General features: G+C 40.8%; 12 protein-coding genes and 5 tRNA genes. All 17 read right to left on the bottom strand.

The window, feature by feature from the left end:
* Nucleotides 1–41 precede the first annotated feature (41 nt).
* Entirely contained in the window at nt 42–4,343 is a 4,302-nt protein-coding gene (rpoC, locus tag NE848_RS01750; RefSeq protein WP_252110485.1) for a DNA-directed RNA polymerase subunit beta', read from the bottom strand.
* Nucleotides 4,344–4,415: 72 nt separating this feature from the next.
* The gene (gene rpoB, locus NE848_RS01745; RefSeq protein ID WP_252110484.1) at nt 4,416–8,228 is read right to left on the bottom strand and encodes a DNA-directed RNA polymerase subunit beta; all 3,813 of its coding nucleotides are present in this window, start codon (nt 8,226–8,228) and stop codon (nt 4,416–4,418) included.
* Nucleotides 8,229–8,358: 130 nt separating this feature from the next.
* The gene (gene rplL / locus NE848_RS01740) at nt 8,359–8,736 is read right to left on the bottom strand and encodes a 50S ribosomal protein L7/L12 (protein WP_131396086.1); all 378 of its coding nucleotides are present in this window, start codon (nt 8,734–8,736) and stop codon (nt 8,359–8,361) included.
* A gap of 59 nt (nt 8,737–8,795) precedes the next feature.
* Nucleotides 8,796–9,317 (bottom strand): 50S ribosomal protein L10, encoded by a 522-nt coding sequence (gene rplJ, locus NE848_RS01735; protein ID WP_252110483.1) that lies wholly within the window; start codon nt 9,315–9,317, stop codon nt 8,796–8,798.
* A 9-nt stretch (nt 9,318–9,326) separates the two neighbouring features.
* Entirely contained in the window at nt 9,327–10,025 is a 699-nt protein-coding gene (gene rplA, locus NE848_RS01730) for a 50S ribosomal protein L1 (RefSeq protein ID WP_252110482.1), read from the bottom strand.
* Between the two features lie 19 nt (nt 10,026–10,044).
* Nucleotides 10,045–10,482, bottom strand: coding sequence for a 50S ribosomal protein L11 (gene rplK, locus NE848_RS01725; RefSeq protein WP_252110481.1), 438 nt, complete (start codon nt 10,480–10,482; stop codon nt 10,045–10,047).
* Between the two features lie 73 nt (nt 10,483–10,555).
* On the bottom strand, nt 10,556–11,107 hold the full coding sequence (gene nusG, locus NE848_RS01720) for a transcription termination/antitermination protein NusG (protein ID WP_252110480.1): 552 nt from the start codon (nt 11,105–11,107) through the stop codon (nt 10,556–10,558).
* An 11-nt stretch (nt 11,108–11,118) separates the two neighbouring features.
* Nucleotides 11,119–11,316 (bottom strand): preprotein translocase subunit SecE, encoded by a 198-nt coding sequence (gene secE, locus NE848_RS01715; RefSeq protein WP_026933824.1) that lies wholly within the window; start codon nt 11,314–11,316, stop codon nt 11,119–11,121.
* A gap of 18 nt (nt 11,317–11,334) precedes the next feature.
* Nucleotides 11,335–11,407, bottom strand: a tRNA-Trp gene (locus tag NE848_RS01710).
* A 57-nt stretch (nt 11,408–11,464) separates the two neighbouring features.
* A complete protein-coding gene (gene tuf / locus NE848_RS01705) occupies nt 11,465–12,652 on the bottom strand; it encodes an elongation factor Tu (protein ID WP_252110479.1) in 1,188 nt (395 codons plus the stop codon).
* Nucleotides 12,653–12,709: 57 nt separating this feature from the next.
* A tRNA-Thr gene (locus NE848_RS01700) sits at nt 12,710–12,781 on the bottom strand.
* A gap of 197 nt (nt 12,782–12,978) precedes the next feature.
* Nucleotides 12,979–13,051: transfer RNA gene (locus tag NE848_RS01695), tRNA-Gly, on the bottom strand.
* 123 nt (nt 13,052–13,174) lie between these two features.
* Nucleotides 13,175–13,257 (bottom strand) — tRNA-Tyr (locus tag NE848_RS01690).
* Between the two features lie 202 nt (nt 13,258–13,459).
* Nucleotides 13,460–13,533 (bottom strand) — tRNA-Thr (locus tag NE848_RS01685).
* 103 nt (nt 13,534–13,636) lie between these two features.
* The gene (hpf, locus tag NE848_RS01680; RefSeq protein ID WP_252110478.1) at nt 13,637–13,939 is read right to left on the bottom strand and encodes a ribosome hibernation-promoting factor, HPF/YfiA family; all 303 of its coding nucleotides are present in this window, start codon (nt 13,937–13,939) and stop codon (nt 13,637–13,639) included.
* A gap of 33 nt (nt 13,940–13,972) precedes the next feature.
* Nucleotides 13,973–14,863 (bottom strand): tyrosine-type recombinase/integrase, encoded by an 891-nt coding sequence (locus tag NE848_RS01675; protein WP_252110477.1) that lies wholly within the window; start codon nt 14,861–14,863, stop codon nt 13,973–13,975.
* Between the two features lie 91 nt (nt 14,864–14,954).
* On the bottom strand, nt 14,955–15,149 hold the full coding sequence (gene rpsU / locus NE848_RS01670; protein ID WP_252110954.1) for a 30S ribosomal protein S21: 195 nt from the start codon (nt 15,147–15,149) through the stop codon (nt 14,955–14,957).
* Nucleotides 15,150–15,212 lie beyond the last annotated feature (63 nt).

Here is a 15,212-nt window from a genome sequence, read left to right as displayed (position 1 = left end):
GGCCCGCGATTGCGAGCCTTTTTTCTAAATATTACCAGGAATTAGTTATAGTTAACTTCCTGTTTTCTCTCAAGCATTTCGTCAAATTCTTCTTTAGAACCAACGATGATGCTATCGTATTTTCTCATACCTGTACCTGCAGGGATCTTGTGACCTACAATTACATTTTCCTTCAATCCTTCAAGTTCATCGATCTTACCGCTAACCGCAGCCTCATTCAGTACTTTGGTTGTTTCCTGGAAGGAAGCAGCCGAGATGAACGACTTGGTTTGCAACGATGCTCTGGTGATACCCTGAAGAACAGGATTTGCAGTCGCAGGAACTACGTCTCTAGCAGTTGCAAGGTTCTTATCTTCTCTTCTAAGAATAGAGTTCTCGTCTCTAAGTTCTCTTGGAGTGATAATTTTTCCTGGCTTAAGGTTTTCAGAATCTCCGGCATCTTCGATCACCTTCATTCCGAACAGCTTATTGTTCTCATCGATGAAATCATCTTTGTGAACCAACTGATTCTCTAAGAAGATAGTATCTCCCGGATCTACGATCTGAACCTTACGCATCATCTGACGTACCACAACCTCGAAGTGCTTATCGTTGATCTTCACACCCTGTAGTCGGTATACTTCCTGAACTTCGTTCACAAGGTACTGCTGTACGGCGTTAGGACCTTTGATATTCAAGATATCTTCTGGAGTGATAGAACCATCAGAAAGTGGCATACCAGCTCTCACGTAGTCATTCTCCTGAACAAGGATCTGGTTAGAAAGCTTAACAAGATATTTCTTAACCTCTCCAAGTTTAGATTCTACGATGATCTCACGGTTACCACGCTTGATCTTACCGAATGATACAACACCATCAATTTCAGATACAACCGCAGGGTTAGATGGGTTACGTGCTTCGAAAAGCTCGGTCACCCTAGGTAGACCACCTGTAATATCCCCTGCTTTAGAAGATTTACGTGGAATCTTAACCAAAATCTTACCAACACCGATCTTTTCTTCATTGTCTACCATTAGGTGAGCACCTACTGGCAGGTTGTAAGAACGTATCACTTCATCTTTCTTACCTAGAATATGAAGGGTTGGGATAAGTTTCTTATTACGAGATTCAGAAATTACTTTTTCCTGGAATCCTGTCTGCTCATCGATCTCAACCTGATAAGTTACACCCTGTTCAACGTTTTCGTACTTGATCTTACCGGCGAATTCAGAAATGATCACACCGTTATATGGATCCCATGTACAGATCACGTCTCCTTTAGAGACTTCAGCACCATCTCCAATATTGATCTGGGCACCGTATGGAATGTTATTATTACTTAAAACAACTCCGGTTTTCTTATCCTTGATCTTAACTTCAGCTGTACGGGAAATAACAATATCTGCTGTACCTCCATCAGGAGCTTCTCCCTTCACAACCTTAAGGTCTTCGATCTCGGCAATACCGTTGAACTTAGCTTCAAGTTTATTTTCTTCTGAAATGTTACCTGCAATACCACCCACGTGGAAGGTACGTAGTGTAAGCTGTGTACCAGGCTCGCCAATTGACTGAGCTGCTACAACACCTACCGCCTCACCTGTCTGAACGATCTTGTTCGTTGCCAGGTTACGACCGTAACACTTGATACAGATACCTTTTTTAGCCTCACAAGTAAGAGGAGAACGTACTTCCACACTCTCGATTGGCGCTTCATCTATTTTCTCAACGATCTCTTCGGTGATTTCCTCATTGGCTCCTACCAGTAATTCTTCAGTAGAAGGATCATATACATCATTTAATGCAATACGTCCCAGAATTCTTTCACCAAGAGATTCAACGATCTCTTCATTCTTCTTAAGGGGTCTAACTTCGACACCTCTAAGAGTTCCACAGTCATCTTCATTTACAATCACATCCTGAGAAACATCAACAAGACGACGGGTTAAGTAACCGGCATCTGCCGTTTTAAGAGCGGTATCGGCAAGACCTTTACGCGCACCGTGAGTAGAGATAAAGTATTCAAGAATCGAAAGACCTTCCTTAAAGTTAGAAAGAATTGGGTTCTCGATAATTTCACCTCCACCAGAATTAGATTTCTTAGGCTTGGCCATAAGACCACGCATACCGGTAAGCTGACGGATCTGCTCTTTAGAACCACGAGCTCCTGAATCAAGCATCATATATACTGAGTTGAATCCTTGTTTGTCTTCGCGGATTCTCTTCATAGCCAATTCGGTCAGACCGGCGTTGGTAGAAGTCCAGATATCGATCACCTGGTTATAACGCTCATTATTGGTAATAAGACCCATGTTATAATTACCAATGATACCTTCAACCTGCTCGTTAGCTTCATCGATCATGGTTTGCTTTTCTTCAGGAATGATAATATCACCCAGACTGAAGGAAAGGCCTCCACGGAATGCAAATCCATAACCCAATTGCTTGATCTCGTCAAGGAATTCAGAAGTTTCAGGTACACTTGTAATCTTAAGGATCTTACCAATAATCTCACGAAGTGATTTCTTAGTCAGTACCTCATTGATATAACCAGCTTTTTCTGGCACAGCCTCATTAAATAGAACTCTACCTACAGTGGTTTCAATGATCTGGTAAACAAGTTCACCTTTTTCGTTATAATCTTTAGTCCTGATCTTAATACCTGCGTTAAGATCTACTCTCTTCTGGTTGTATGCTATAATAAGCTCTTCAGCAGAATAGAAAGTAAGTCCTTCACCTTTTACAGGCTCATCATCAGTAGATTTCTTATGCTTGGTCATATAATAAAGACCAAGAACCATATCCTGCGATGGTACTGTAATTGGCGAACCGTTTGCAGGATTCAGAATGTTATGAGAAGCAAGCATCAATAGCTGTGCTTCAAGAATAGCTTCTGGCCCAAGTGGTAAGTGAACCGCCATCTGGTCACCGTCAAAGTCGGCGTTGAATGCAGTACACGCAAGTGGGTGAAGCTGAATCGCTTTACCTTCAATAAGTTTAGGCTGGAATGCCTGGATACCCAAACGGTGAAGTGTGGGGGCACGGTTCAATAATACCGGATGTCCTTTCAATACATTCTCCAGTATGTCCCAAACTACAGGTTCTTTTTTATCGATGATCTTTTTAGCTGACTTCACGGTCTTTACGATACCTCTTTCTATCAGTTTTCTGATGATGAAAGGCTTGTAAAGCTCTGCTGCCATATTCTTTGGAAGACCGCACTCGAACATCTTCAATTCTGGTCCTACAACAATCACCGAACGCGCAGAATAATCGACACGTTTACCAAGCAGGTTCTGACGGAAACGTCCCTGCTTACCTTTCAATGAATCTGAAAGTGATTTAAGCGGACGGTTAGAGTCAGTTTTAACCGCTGATGATTTTCTTGTATTATCGAACAATGAATCTACAGATTCCTGAAGCATACGTTTTTCGTTTCGCAGGATCACTTCAGGAGCTTTGATCTCCATTAAACGCTTCAGACGGTTGTTACGGATAATTACACGGCGGTAAAGATCGTTAAGGTCTGAAGTAGCGAAACGTCCACCATCAAGAGGAACCAATGGTCTCAATTCTGGCGGAATCACAGGAACCACCTTCATGATCATCCATTCAGGAAGGTTCTCGCGGTTAGCGTTTGCATCACGGAAAGCTTCTACAACCTGAAGACGCTTAAGTGCCTCAGTTTTACGTTGCTTGGAAGTTTCATTGTTAGCTTTATGTCTTAATTCATAAGAAAGCTCATCAAGATCGATTCTCTTAAGGATCTCGATAAGACATTCAGCACCCATTTTCGCGATGAATTTATTTGGGTCGCTGTCTTCTAAATATTGATTCTCCTGAGGAAGTTCATCTAAAATGTTCAGATATTCTTCTTCAGTAAGGAAGTCCATTTTCTTCAATGGTTTTCCGTCTTCGTCCTTCGCATTACCCGGTTGGATCACTACATATCTCTCGTAGTAGATGATCATGTCCAGTTTCTTGGAAGGAAGTCCTAACAAATAACCAATTTTGTTAGGTAATGAACGGAAATACCAGATATGAGCTACAGGTACCACAAGGTTAATGTGACCAACGCGATCTCTACGCACCTTTTTCTCGGTAACCTCTACACCACAACGGTCACAAACGATCCCCTTATAGCGGATTCTCTTGTACTTTCCACAGGCACACTCATAATCCTTTACAGGACCAAAAATACGCTCACAGAACAATCCGTCACGCTCTGGCTTGTGCGTACGGTAGTTGATGGTTTCCGGTTTAAGTACTTCACCACGAGATTCCGCGAGGATAGACTCTGGAGAAGCTAAACCTATAGAGATCTGGTTGAACCTCTGTACTGTATTTTTATCATTATTTCTAGCCATAATAAATGCTGCTAATTATTGTGAATATTCTGTTTAATTGGGTACGCCGTAGCGTACCCTATCAACAGAATGTTATTCTTCAAGTTTTATATCCAATCCAAGACCTTTCAATTCGTGCATAAGTACGTTGAAAGATTCTGGCAACCCAGGTTCTGGCATTGGCTCACCCTTAACAATAGACTCATAGGTCTTGGCTCTTCCGATCACGTCATCAGACTTCACGGTTAAGATCTCCCTAAGAGTACTGGATGCTCCATAAGCTTCAAGAGCCCAAACCTCCATCTCTCCAAATCTCTGACCACCAAACTGTGCCTTACCACCAAGCGGCTGCTGTGTAATAAGTGAGTATGGTCCGATAGAACGTGCGTGCATCTTATCATCGATCATGTGACCGAGTTTAAGCATGTAGATTACACCAACAGTTGCACGCTGGTCAAATCTCTCTCCGGTTCCACCATCATAAAGGTGAGTATGACCGAATCTAGGAATACCGGCTTCATCGGTAAGCTCATTGATCTCGTCAATGGTAGCACCGTCAAAAATAGGCGTCGCATATTTCTTACCTAATTTCTGACCAGCCCAACCAAGAACGGTTTCATAGATCTGACCAATGTTCATACGTGATGGCACCCCAAGTGGATTCAGCACGATATCAACCGGAGTTCCGTCTTCAAGGAATGGCATATCCTCCTGACGAACTATACGTGCAACAATACCTTTGTTACCGTGACGTCCTGCCATCTTATCACCAACTTTAAGCTTACGTTTCTTAGCGATATAAACTTTAGCCAGTTTAAGAATTCCGGATGGAAGTTCATCTCCCACAGAAATGGTGAATTTCTCTCTTCTTAAGTTACCCTGAAGATCGTTTTCCTTGATCTTGTAATTATGGATAAGATCTGCAACAAGCTCATTAAGGTGATCGTCTGTAGTCCAAGTACCACTTGTTAAGTGAGTATAATCATCTACAGCGTTTAGCATCTTAAGGGTATACTTCTTACCTTTTGGAAGAACTTCTTCCCCAAGGTCGTTAGATACTCCCTGAGCTGTCTTACCACCGATGATAGCGAATAACTTCTCTACCAGATTAGACTTAAGAAGAGCGAATTTCGCATCATACTTCTTCTCCAGTGCTGCAACATCTTCTTTATCCTGTGCTCTCTTGCGCTTATCTTTGATCGCTCTCGCGAAAAGTTTCTTATCGATAACAACACCACTTAATGATGGAGAAGCTTTTAATGAAGCGTCTTTAACATCACCGGCCTTGTCACCAAAGATCGCGCGAAGAAGTTTTTCTTCTGGCGTTGGATCACTTTCTCCTTTAGGAGTGATCTTACCAATAAGGATATCACCAGGCTTAACTTCAGCACCAACTCGAATCATTCCGTGTTCATCAAGGTCTTTAGTAGCCTCTTCAGAAACGTTTGGAATGTCATTAGTCAATTCCTCGTTACCTAGTTTGGTATCTCTAACTTCAAGAGAGTATTCATCTATATGGATAGAGGTGAAAATATCATCTCTAACCACTTTTTCAGAAATCACGATCGCATCCTCAAAGTTGTAACCTTTCCAAGGCATGAAGGCAACCTTCATGTTTCTACCAAGGGCAAGCTCACCGGCTTCGGTTGCATAACCCTGGCAAAGTACCTGTCCCTTAGTTACCCTGTCACCTACTCTTACGATAGGTTTAAGGTTGATACAGGTTCCCTGGTTAGTCTTTCTGAACTTGATAAGGTCATAAGTCTTGGAATCATCATCAAAACTTACCATTCTTTCCTCATCGGTACGATCGTACTTAATAACAATCTTATTAGCGTCTACATATTCTACTTCACCTTCTCCTTCAGCATTTATCAATACTCGAGAATCTGTAGCCACCTGTCTTTCAAGACCTGTTCCAACGATAGGAGAATCAGCTCTTAAAAGTGGTACTGCCTGACGCATCATGTTTGATCCCATCAGCGCACGGTTCGCATCATCATGCTCAAGGAATGGAATCAAGGAAGCCGAAATAGATGAGATCTGGTTAGGAGCAACGTCGGTATAATGAACCTCTTTAGGATCAACTACCGGGAAGTCACCTTCCATACGTGCAATAACACGATCTGTATCTATAGTTCCGTCATCTTTCAAAGGAATGTTCGCCTGAGCGATCTTCTTACCCTCTTCCTCTTCAGCACTTAGATAAATTGGCTCTTCAGAAATATTGATCTTTCCTTCAGAAACCGTACGATATGGAGTTTCTATGAATCCCATTCCGTTCACCTTTGCATAAACAGAAAGTGAAGAAATAAGACCAATGTTCGGACCTTCAGGAGTCTCAATCGGGCAAAGTCTTCCGTAGTGAGTATAGTGAACGTCACGTACCTCGAAGCCTGCTCTTTCTCTTGAAAGACCTCCTGGTCCTAATGCAGAAAGACGACGCTTGTGCGTGATCTCTGCAAGAGGGTTGGTCTGGTCCATGAACTGAGATAACTGGTTGGTACCAAAGAAAGAGTTGATCACAGAAGACAATGTCTTCGCGTTGATCAAATCGATCGGAGTAAATACCTCGTTATCACGAACGTTCATTCTTTCACGAATGGTTCTGGCCATACGTGCAAGACCAACACCGAACTGCTGAGACAACTGCTCACCTACTGTTCTAACACGACGGTTAGAAAGGTGGTCAATATCATCGATCTCAGCTTTTGAGTTGATAAGCTCAATTAAATATTTAACAATTGTAATAATATCTACCTTGGTAAGCACCTGCTTATCCATTTCAACATCAAGACCAAGTTTTTTGTTCATTCTGTATCGTCCAACTTCTCCAAGGCTGTATCGCTGATCTGAGAAGAAAAGCTTGTCGATAATTCCACGAGCAGTTTCCTCATCTGGCGGTTCAGCATTACGAAGCTGACGATAGATATGTTCTACCGCTTCCTTTTCAGAGTTGGTAGGATCTTTTTGTAATGTGTTGTGAATGATCGCATAGTCACCAGTAGAGTTATCTTCTTTGTGAAGAAGAATAGTCTTGGTTCCGGTTTCAAGGATCTCTTCTATATGCTCTTTTTCAAGCTCTGTGTCACGATCTAAGACGATCTCGTTTCTTTCAATTGAAACAACCTCTCCTGTATCTTCATCAACAAAATCTTCATACCAGGTGTTCAATACACGGGCGGCAAGTTTGCGCCCAAGAACTTTCTTAAGTCCTGATTTGGAAACTTTCACCTCTTCAGCAAGGTCAAAGATCTCCAGAATGTCCTTATCACGCTCAAATCCGATAGCACGGAAAAGCGTGGTTACAGGTAATTTTTTCTTACGATCGATATAAGCGTACATTACGCTATTGATATCGGTAGCAAATTCAATCCATGAACCTTTAAAAGGAATTACACGGGCTGAATATAATTTTGTTCCATTAGCATGGAAAGACTGTCCAAAGAATACCCCTGGTGAACGGTGTAACTGAGAAACAACCACACGCTCGGCACCGTTGATTACGAATGTACCACTTGGAGTCATGTAAGGGATAGTCCCTAAATATACGTCCTGTACGATGGTTTCAAAATCTTCGTGCTCAGGGTCGGTACAGTATAGCTTAAGTCTTGCTTTTAGCGGTACACTGTAAGTTAGTCCGCGTTCGATACATTCCTGAATGGAGTATCTTGGCGGGTCCACAAAATAATCTAAGAATTCTAGTACAAATTGATTACGGGTGTCCGTAATGGGGAAGTTTTCTAGGAAGGTGTTGTAAAGACCTTCATTTCCCCGCTCTTCTGATTTGGTTTCTAACTGGAAGAAGTCTTGAAACGACTTGATCTGCAAATCCAGGAAGTCAGGATATGCAGGCTTGTTCTTCACAGAAGAGAAACTCAATCTTTCAGTTTGCTTTGCTAACATCAATGGACGGGATTATAATTTATATAAAAATAGGCGCGAAAAGAGCAATGGCTCTATATACGCAAAAGGGTTTAGACCTTCAGGAGCGTATCCTGAGGCCTAAACCTAAATAATATTGCTTTCGTCAAGCTTATTTAAGCTCAACCTCAGCTCCTGCTTCTTCTAATTGCTTTTTAAGAGCTTCAGCTTCGTCTTTAGCAACTCCTTCTTTAACTGGTTTTGGAGCACCATCAACTAGTTCCTTAGCATCTTTAAGTCCAAGACCTGTAAGTTCTTTTACAAGTTTAACTACTGCTAGTTTAGATCCACCTGGAGCAGTAAGAATTACGTCGAATTCTGATTGCTCTTCAGCTTCTTCACCACCACCAGCGGCAGCACCACCAGCAACAGCTACTGCAGCAGCAGCAGGCTCGATACCATATTCTTCTTTTAAAATATCAGCTAACTCGTTTACTTCTTTTACGGTCAAGTTAACCAATTGTTCTGCGAAATCTTTTAAATCTGCCATTTTCTATCGTTTTTAAAAAGTTCTTTAAAATTTATAATTGTTAAAAAGTGCGTACTATATTATCCCTCTTTTTCTGAAAGAGTCTTAAGGATTCCTGCAAGTTTTCCGCCCCCTGATTTAAGTGCAGAAACAACATTCTTAGCAGGAGATTGAAGCAATCCAACGATATCCCCGATAACTTCTTCTTTAGACTTGATATTAACAAGTGTCTCAAGATAGTCATCACCTACATAAATAGCTTCTTCTACAAAAGCTCCTTTAAGTACAGGTTTCTCAGATTTCTTTCTAAATTCCTTAATTACTTTCGCCGGAGCATTTCCGGTTTCAGAAAGCATGATAGAGGTATTGCCTTTTAAAACTGAAGGAAGGTCACCGAAATCTTTTTCAGTCGCTTCCATAGCCTTAGCAAGCAATGTATTTTTAACTACCGATAACTTTACGTTAGCCTTGAAACAAGCTCTACGTAAGTTAGAAGTACTTCCGGCATCAAGGCCAGATATGTCAGCCAAATAGATAGTTTGAGTTTCGGCTAACTGGGCAGTTAAATCTTCTATAACTTGTGATTTTTCTTCTCTTGTCATAACCTTAAATTATTGCTCAGTAAACCTTTTAGTATCTATTGCAACACTCGGGCTCATGGTAGTAGACATGTAAATACTCTTAATGTATACACCCTTTGCTGCCTGAGGCTTCAATTTTACCAGCGTAGTTAATAATTCCTTTGCATTCCCTGCGATCTTCTCAGCATCAAAAGATGCTTTTCCAACAGCAGCGTGTACAATTCCTGTTTTATCCACCTTGAAGTCGATCTTACCAGCCTTAACATCAGAAACCGCTTTAGCGATATCCATGGTTACGGTACCGGTTTTTGGGTTAGGCATCAAACCCCTTGGCCCAAGAACACGTCCTAAGGGTCCAAGTTTACCCATAACGCTAGGCATGGTGATGATTACATCAACATCTGTCCAGCCACCTTTGATCTTATCAAGATACTCATCTAATCCAACGAAGTCGGCACCAGCTTCTTTAGCTTCTTCCTCCTTATCTGGAGTTACAAGAGCCAAAACCTTAACATCTTTACCAGTTCCGTGTGGAAGCGTTACAACCCCTCTCACCATCTGGTTTGCTTTTCTTGGGTCTACGTTCAAACGAACCGCAAGATCCACAGAAGCGTCAAAGTTCTCGTTGGAAACTTCTTTTATCAAAGCTGAAGCCTCAGCAACCGTGTAGGCCTTGCCGTTCTCGATCTTAGCCTGAGCTTCTTTTTGCTTTTTAGTTAATTTTGCCATTTTCTAATTTCTTTTTGGATTAAAACGGTGCATCACCTTTTACAGTTATTCCCATCGAACGAGCTGTTCCGGCAACCATTTTCATTGCAGATTCTACAGTAAATGCATTAAGATCCTGCATTTTGTCTTCTGCAATTGTTTTAACCTGATCCCAAGAAACACTTGCTACTTTTTTTCTGTTAGGCTCGCCTGAACCCTTCTTAGTCTTAGCTGCTTCCATCAATTGTACTGCTGCAGGTGGAGTCTTGATAACAAAATCAAAAGACTTATCTGAATAAACAGTAATCACAACTGGCAGTACCTTTCCTTGCTTATCCTGAGTTCTACCATTGAATTGCTTACAGAATTCCATGATATTTACCCCGGCAGCACCCAAAGCAGGTCCAACTGGTGGTGATGGGTTAGCAGCACCTCCGCGAACTTGTAGTTTTACAACTTTACTTACTTCTTTTGCCATTTTTCAAATTTTTGAGTGATAGTTTATTGAGTGGAAGCTGAAAAAACTATCAAAAAATATGTAACAGTTATTTTTATACTTTTTCTACCTGCATATAGCTTAGCTCAAGTGGAGTCTTCCTTCCGAAGATCTTCACCATCACCTCAAGCTTACGCTTTTCTTCATTAATCTTTTCTACCGTACCATTAAAGCCATTGAACGGCCCGTCAATAACCTTAATAGTCTCTCCAATAGTAAACGGAATCGCAACATTATCGCTCTTAACAGAAAGCTCATCAACTTTACCAAGCATTCTGTTCACCTCAGATTTTCTAAGCGGCACAGGATCTCCCCCTTTAGTTTCGCCTAAAAATCCAATAACTCCGTTAATTCCTTTTATAATATGAGGAATCTCTCCCCCAAGGTTTGCCTGAATCATTACATAGCCAGGAAAGTACACTCTCTCCTTATTCACCTTCTTACCGTTTCGGATCTGAATTACCTTCTCGGTAGGAACCAAAACCTGTTCAACATAGTCTTCAAGACCCAAATGAGCAATCTCTTTCTCTATATAGTCCTTAACTTTGTTTTCCTGTCCGCTAACGGCACGAACCACATACCATTTTTTATCCTTTGCTTCTGCCATTGCCGTTATAATTATGATTTAACCCATTCGAAGTACTGCTCTATCGCTCCACTAAAAAGCGTATCAACACCCCAAATTGCCAATGAGAATATAATCGAGAAAACAGCTACAAGAACTGTAAGCCTTTGAGCTTCTGTCCAGCTTGTCCAGGTAACGTGGTTTCTTAACTCGTTATATGATTCTGATATGTAATTAACAATTCCTGCCATTTTCTATAAAAATATTTGCACGGGTTGAGAGACTCGAACTCCCGACACCTGGTTTTGGAGACCAGTGCTCTACCAACTGAGCTAAACCCGTAAATATAAGTGAAGGTATCCCGCTCTTCACGGGATACCTTTTTATATTAAACGATTCTTAGTCTAGAATCTCAGTTACCTGACCAGCTCCTACTGTTCTACCACCTTCACGGATAGCGAAACGCAGACCAACATTCATTGCGATTGGCTGGATAAGCTCTACTGTAATAGTAAGGTTATCTCCAGGCATCACCATCTCTACTCCATCAGGAAGGTTGATAGTTCCTGTTACGTCAGTTGTACGTACGTAGAACTGTGGACGGTAGTTATTGTGGAATGGAGTGTGACGTCCACCTTCTTCTTTCTTAAGGATATAAACCTCTGCTTTAAATTTAGCATGAGGAGTTACAGATCCAGGCTTAGTGATTACCATACCTCTTGAGATCTGGTTTTTCTCAATACCTCTAAGAAGGATTCCAACGTTATCTCCAGCTTCACCTCTATCTAATATCTTACGGAACATCTCAACTCCAGTGATAGTAGAAGTAAGTTTTCCAGCTCCCATACCAATGATCTCTACAGGATCTCCAGTGTTAGCAACACCAGTTTCGATACGTCCAGTTGCAACAGTACCACGACCAGTAATAGAGAATACATCTTCTATAGGCATCAAGAAAGGCTTATCTACATCACGCTCTGGAAGTTCAATCCAGGTATCTACAGCCTCCATAAGCTCAAGAACAGTCTTTGACCATTTCTCATCACCTTCTAGAGCTCCAAGTGCAGAACCTGAAATTACAGGACCATTATCACCATCATACTCGTAGAAAGAAAGAAGATCTCTAACTTCCATTTCAACTAGCTCAAGAAGCTCCTCATCATCAACAAGGTCAACTTTGTTCAAGAACACAACGATTCTTGGGATACCAACCTGACGTCCAAGAAGGATGTGCTCACGAGTTTGCGGCATAGGACCATCGGTAGCAGCCACAACAAGGATAGCACCGTCCATCTGAGCAGCACCAGTTACCATGTTCTTAACGTAATCGGCGTGACCAGGACAGTCAACGTGTGCATAGTGACGGTTAGCTGTTTGGTACTCTACGTGCGAAGAGTTAATTGTAATACCTCTGTCTTTTTCTTCAGGAGCGTTGTCAATTTGATCAAAAGCTCTTGCTTCAGAATATCCAGCGTCAGCCATCACTTTAGTAATAGCTGCAGTTAAAGTAGTTTTTCCGTGATCTACGTGTCCAATTGTACCAATATTAAGGTGCGGTTTGGAACGATCATAAGTTTCCTTTGCCATAATTAATACTTATTTAATCTTAGTTATATATTAGTGTTCAATTTTATACAAAACTAGAGCCAACGACGGGAATTGAACCCGTGACCTCTTCCTTACCAAGGAAACGCTCTACCCCTGAGCTACGTCGGCCTTACAATTTGCTGTTTCTCAAACAGCAATAGCCATAAACCAAATACAGGTTTATGGAAAAAATCAGGATCGAGGTACAGTGCCGATATAACCCAATTGGATAATCTAACGAATAAGACATAAAAAGCAAAGGCAGGAAAACCTTTAAATTTCACTTATTCAGCGACCGGGGAATATCCTGATTCAAATTAATTTAGAGCGGGAGACCGGGTTCGAACCGGCGACATTCAGCTTGGAAGGCTGACGCTCTACCAACTGAGCTACTCCCGCCTTTTCATATATTTAAAGGATTATCAATAAATGATGATCCCGTAAGGGTGACCCCTTACAAAGATTTTATTTTCGCTCGCTTAAGAAAATGAATTTTCTACGCGATCTTTAAAAAAATCTTTGTGGGGAGAGCAGGATTCGAACCTGCGAAGGTAAAAACCAACAGATTTACAGTCTGTCCTCGTTGGCCGCTTGAGTATCTCCCCAAATCATTCCACTATTTCATAGAACCATAGCTACAGTAGCTAAGCTTCATGATGGTTTTAAAACGGCTGCAAATTAAAGCAAATTTGAAGCACCATCCAAAGCATTTTTCAAAATTTCAAAGGAAAAATTTTCAAGCTTTTAAACCCTAAGGCTTTAGCTATTGAAATTTCTTCGAAACTTCGGTGATTTCAGTATTTCAAGAGCCGATGGAGGGACTCGAACCCACGACCTGCTGATTACAAATCAGCTGCTCTAGCCAGCTGAGCTACATCGGCCTTTTCAGCTACTTTTTCAGCATAAAAAAGTCCGCTATTTCTAACGGACTGCAAATGTATATAAATTATTCCTTTATCAAAAAATAATTTTGAAAAAAATCAGCTAAACATGAGCACTCATTTTTTCCTTTCTTTTGATGAGTTGTCTTTGCAAAGAACTAACACACTCATCCACACATGCTTCAAATTTATTACAGGTTTTCTTTACCATTAAATCTCCTCCGGGAATGCTAAGTAAAATCTCAGTTATCTTGTTTTCCTTGCCGCTGGTATTTTGAACTTTAAAATAAACGTCGGCATAAATAATTTTATCAAAATAGGTTTCCAGTTTATCGAGTTTTCTTTGAGTGAAGTCAATCAGTTTACGATCGGCATTGAAGTTTACGGACTGCAGATTTACTTTCATATCCAGTAGAATTTAATTAAACAAAAAGTTAAGTTAATTCTTATTGTTCCGAGGGTGTGCCTGTTTGTGAATTTTGCTAAGTTCGGCAATGCTGTTATGAGTGTAGACCTGGGTCGCTGCCAGACTGGAGTGACCCAACAATTCTTTTACCGCATTTAGATTAGCACCCTGGTTCAATAAATGAGTGGCAAACGAATGCCGCAGGATATGCGGACTCTTTTTTAGTTTACCAGACACCTCACTAAAATAATTATTTATAATTCTATAAACAAAACTTTCATATAGTTTCTGTCCTTTGGAGGTCAAAAAAAGATATGACTTATCCCCTGAATCCTCGAAAGCCTCTCTAAATTCAAGGTATTTGCACGCGGTATCTTTCACCGATGCTATAAGTGGAATATATCTCTCCTTATTTCTCTTCCCCAAAACCTTCAAAACACACGAATCAAGATCCAGGTCGTTTAGTTTAATTTCTATTAATTCTATTCTCCTGATACCCGTTGAATAAAACAGCTCAACTATGAATCTGTCACGAATACCTTCAAAGCTGGAATCGTCCATATTATCCAGGACCCTGGTTATCTCATTTTCAGAAAACGGAATCTGCACCTTCTTAGAGGTCTTTAAGGCTTTATGCTTTGTTAGAGGAGTGTAATCTATTTCGCCTATTTTCATCAAAAAACGATAATAGGTCTTTAGAGAGGAGATTTTCCTATTGATGGTGCGGTTAGAAATTTGAGATTCCGAAAGTCTTACTATCCAGCTTCTTATTTGGGAATAATTTACCTTCAGCAAATCATCTTCATCAAAGGTTTCTTTTAAAAATTCCTGAAATGCGCTCAGGTCCGTTGAATACGCTTTAACAGTATGCACGGAATATTTCTTTTCGAGCTTAAGATAGTCTAGAAAGGCAGAAAAGGGCATAAAAAAACTGTTGATAAACAAAGTTACTAAACTTTAGCCTATCAACAGTCTTTAATATTGTCGACTGATTTTACAATCGCTTCAAGAGATACTAGATATCTTCCTGGTCTCTCAGATGCTGAATGTACTGAGCTTTTTGAATCTGAGCTCTTCTTTCAACAGAAGGTTTTGTAAAATGCTGACGATCTCTTAGCTGACGCATAGTTCCGGTTTTATCGAACTTACGCTTAAAACGCTTAAGAGCTCTATCTATATTTTCTCCGTCTTTAACTGGTATAATTAACATAGTGTCATCACCTCCTTTCTTTTGGAATCGGCTGCAAAGATAATTCATTTTAATTATCTACCA

Origin of the sequence: Gramella jeungdoensis (assembly GCF_023805255.1) — a bacterium.
Classification (GTDB): Bacteria; Bacteroidota; Bacteroidia; order Flavobacteriales; family Flavobacteriaceae; genus Christiangramia; species Christiangramia jeungdoensis.
Note: the sequence above shows the minus strand (reverse complement) of the source record. Positions and strands in the feature narration are given on the sequence as shown.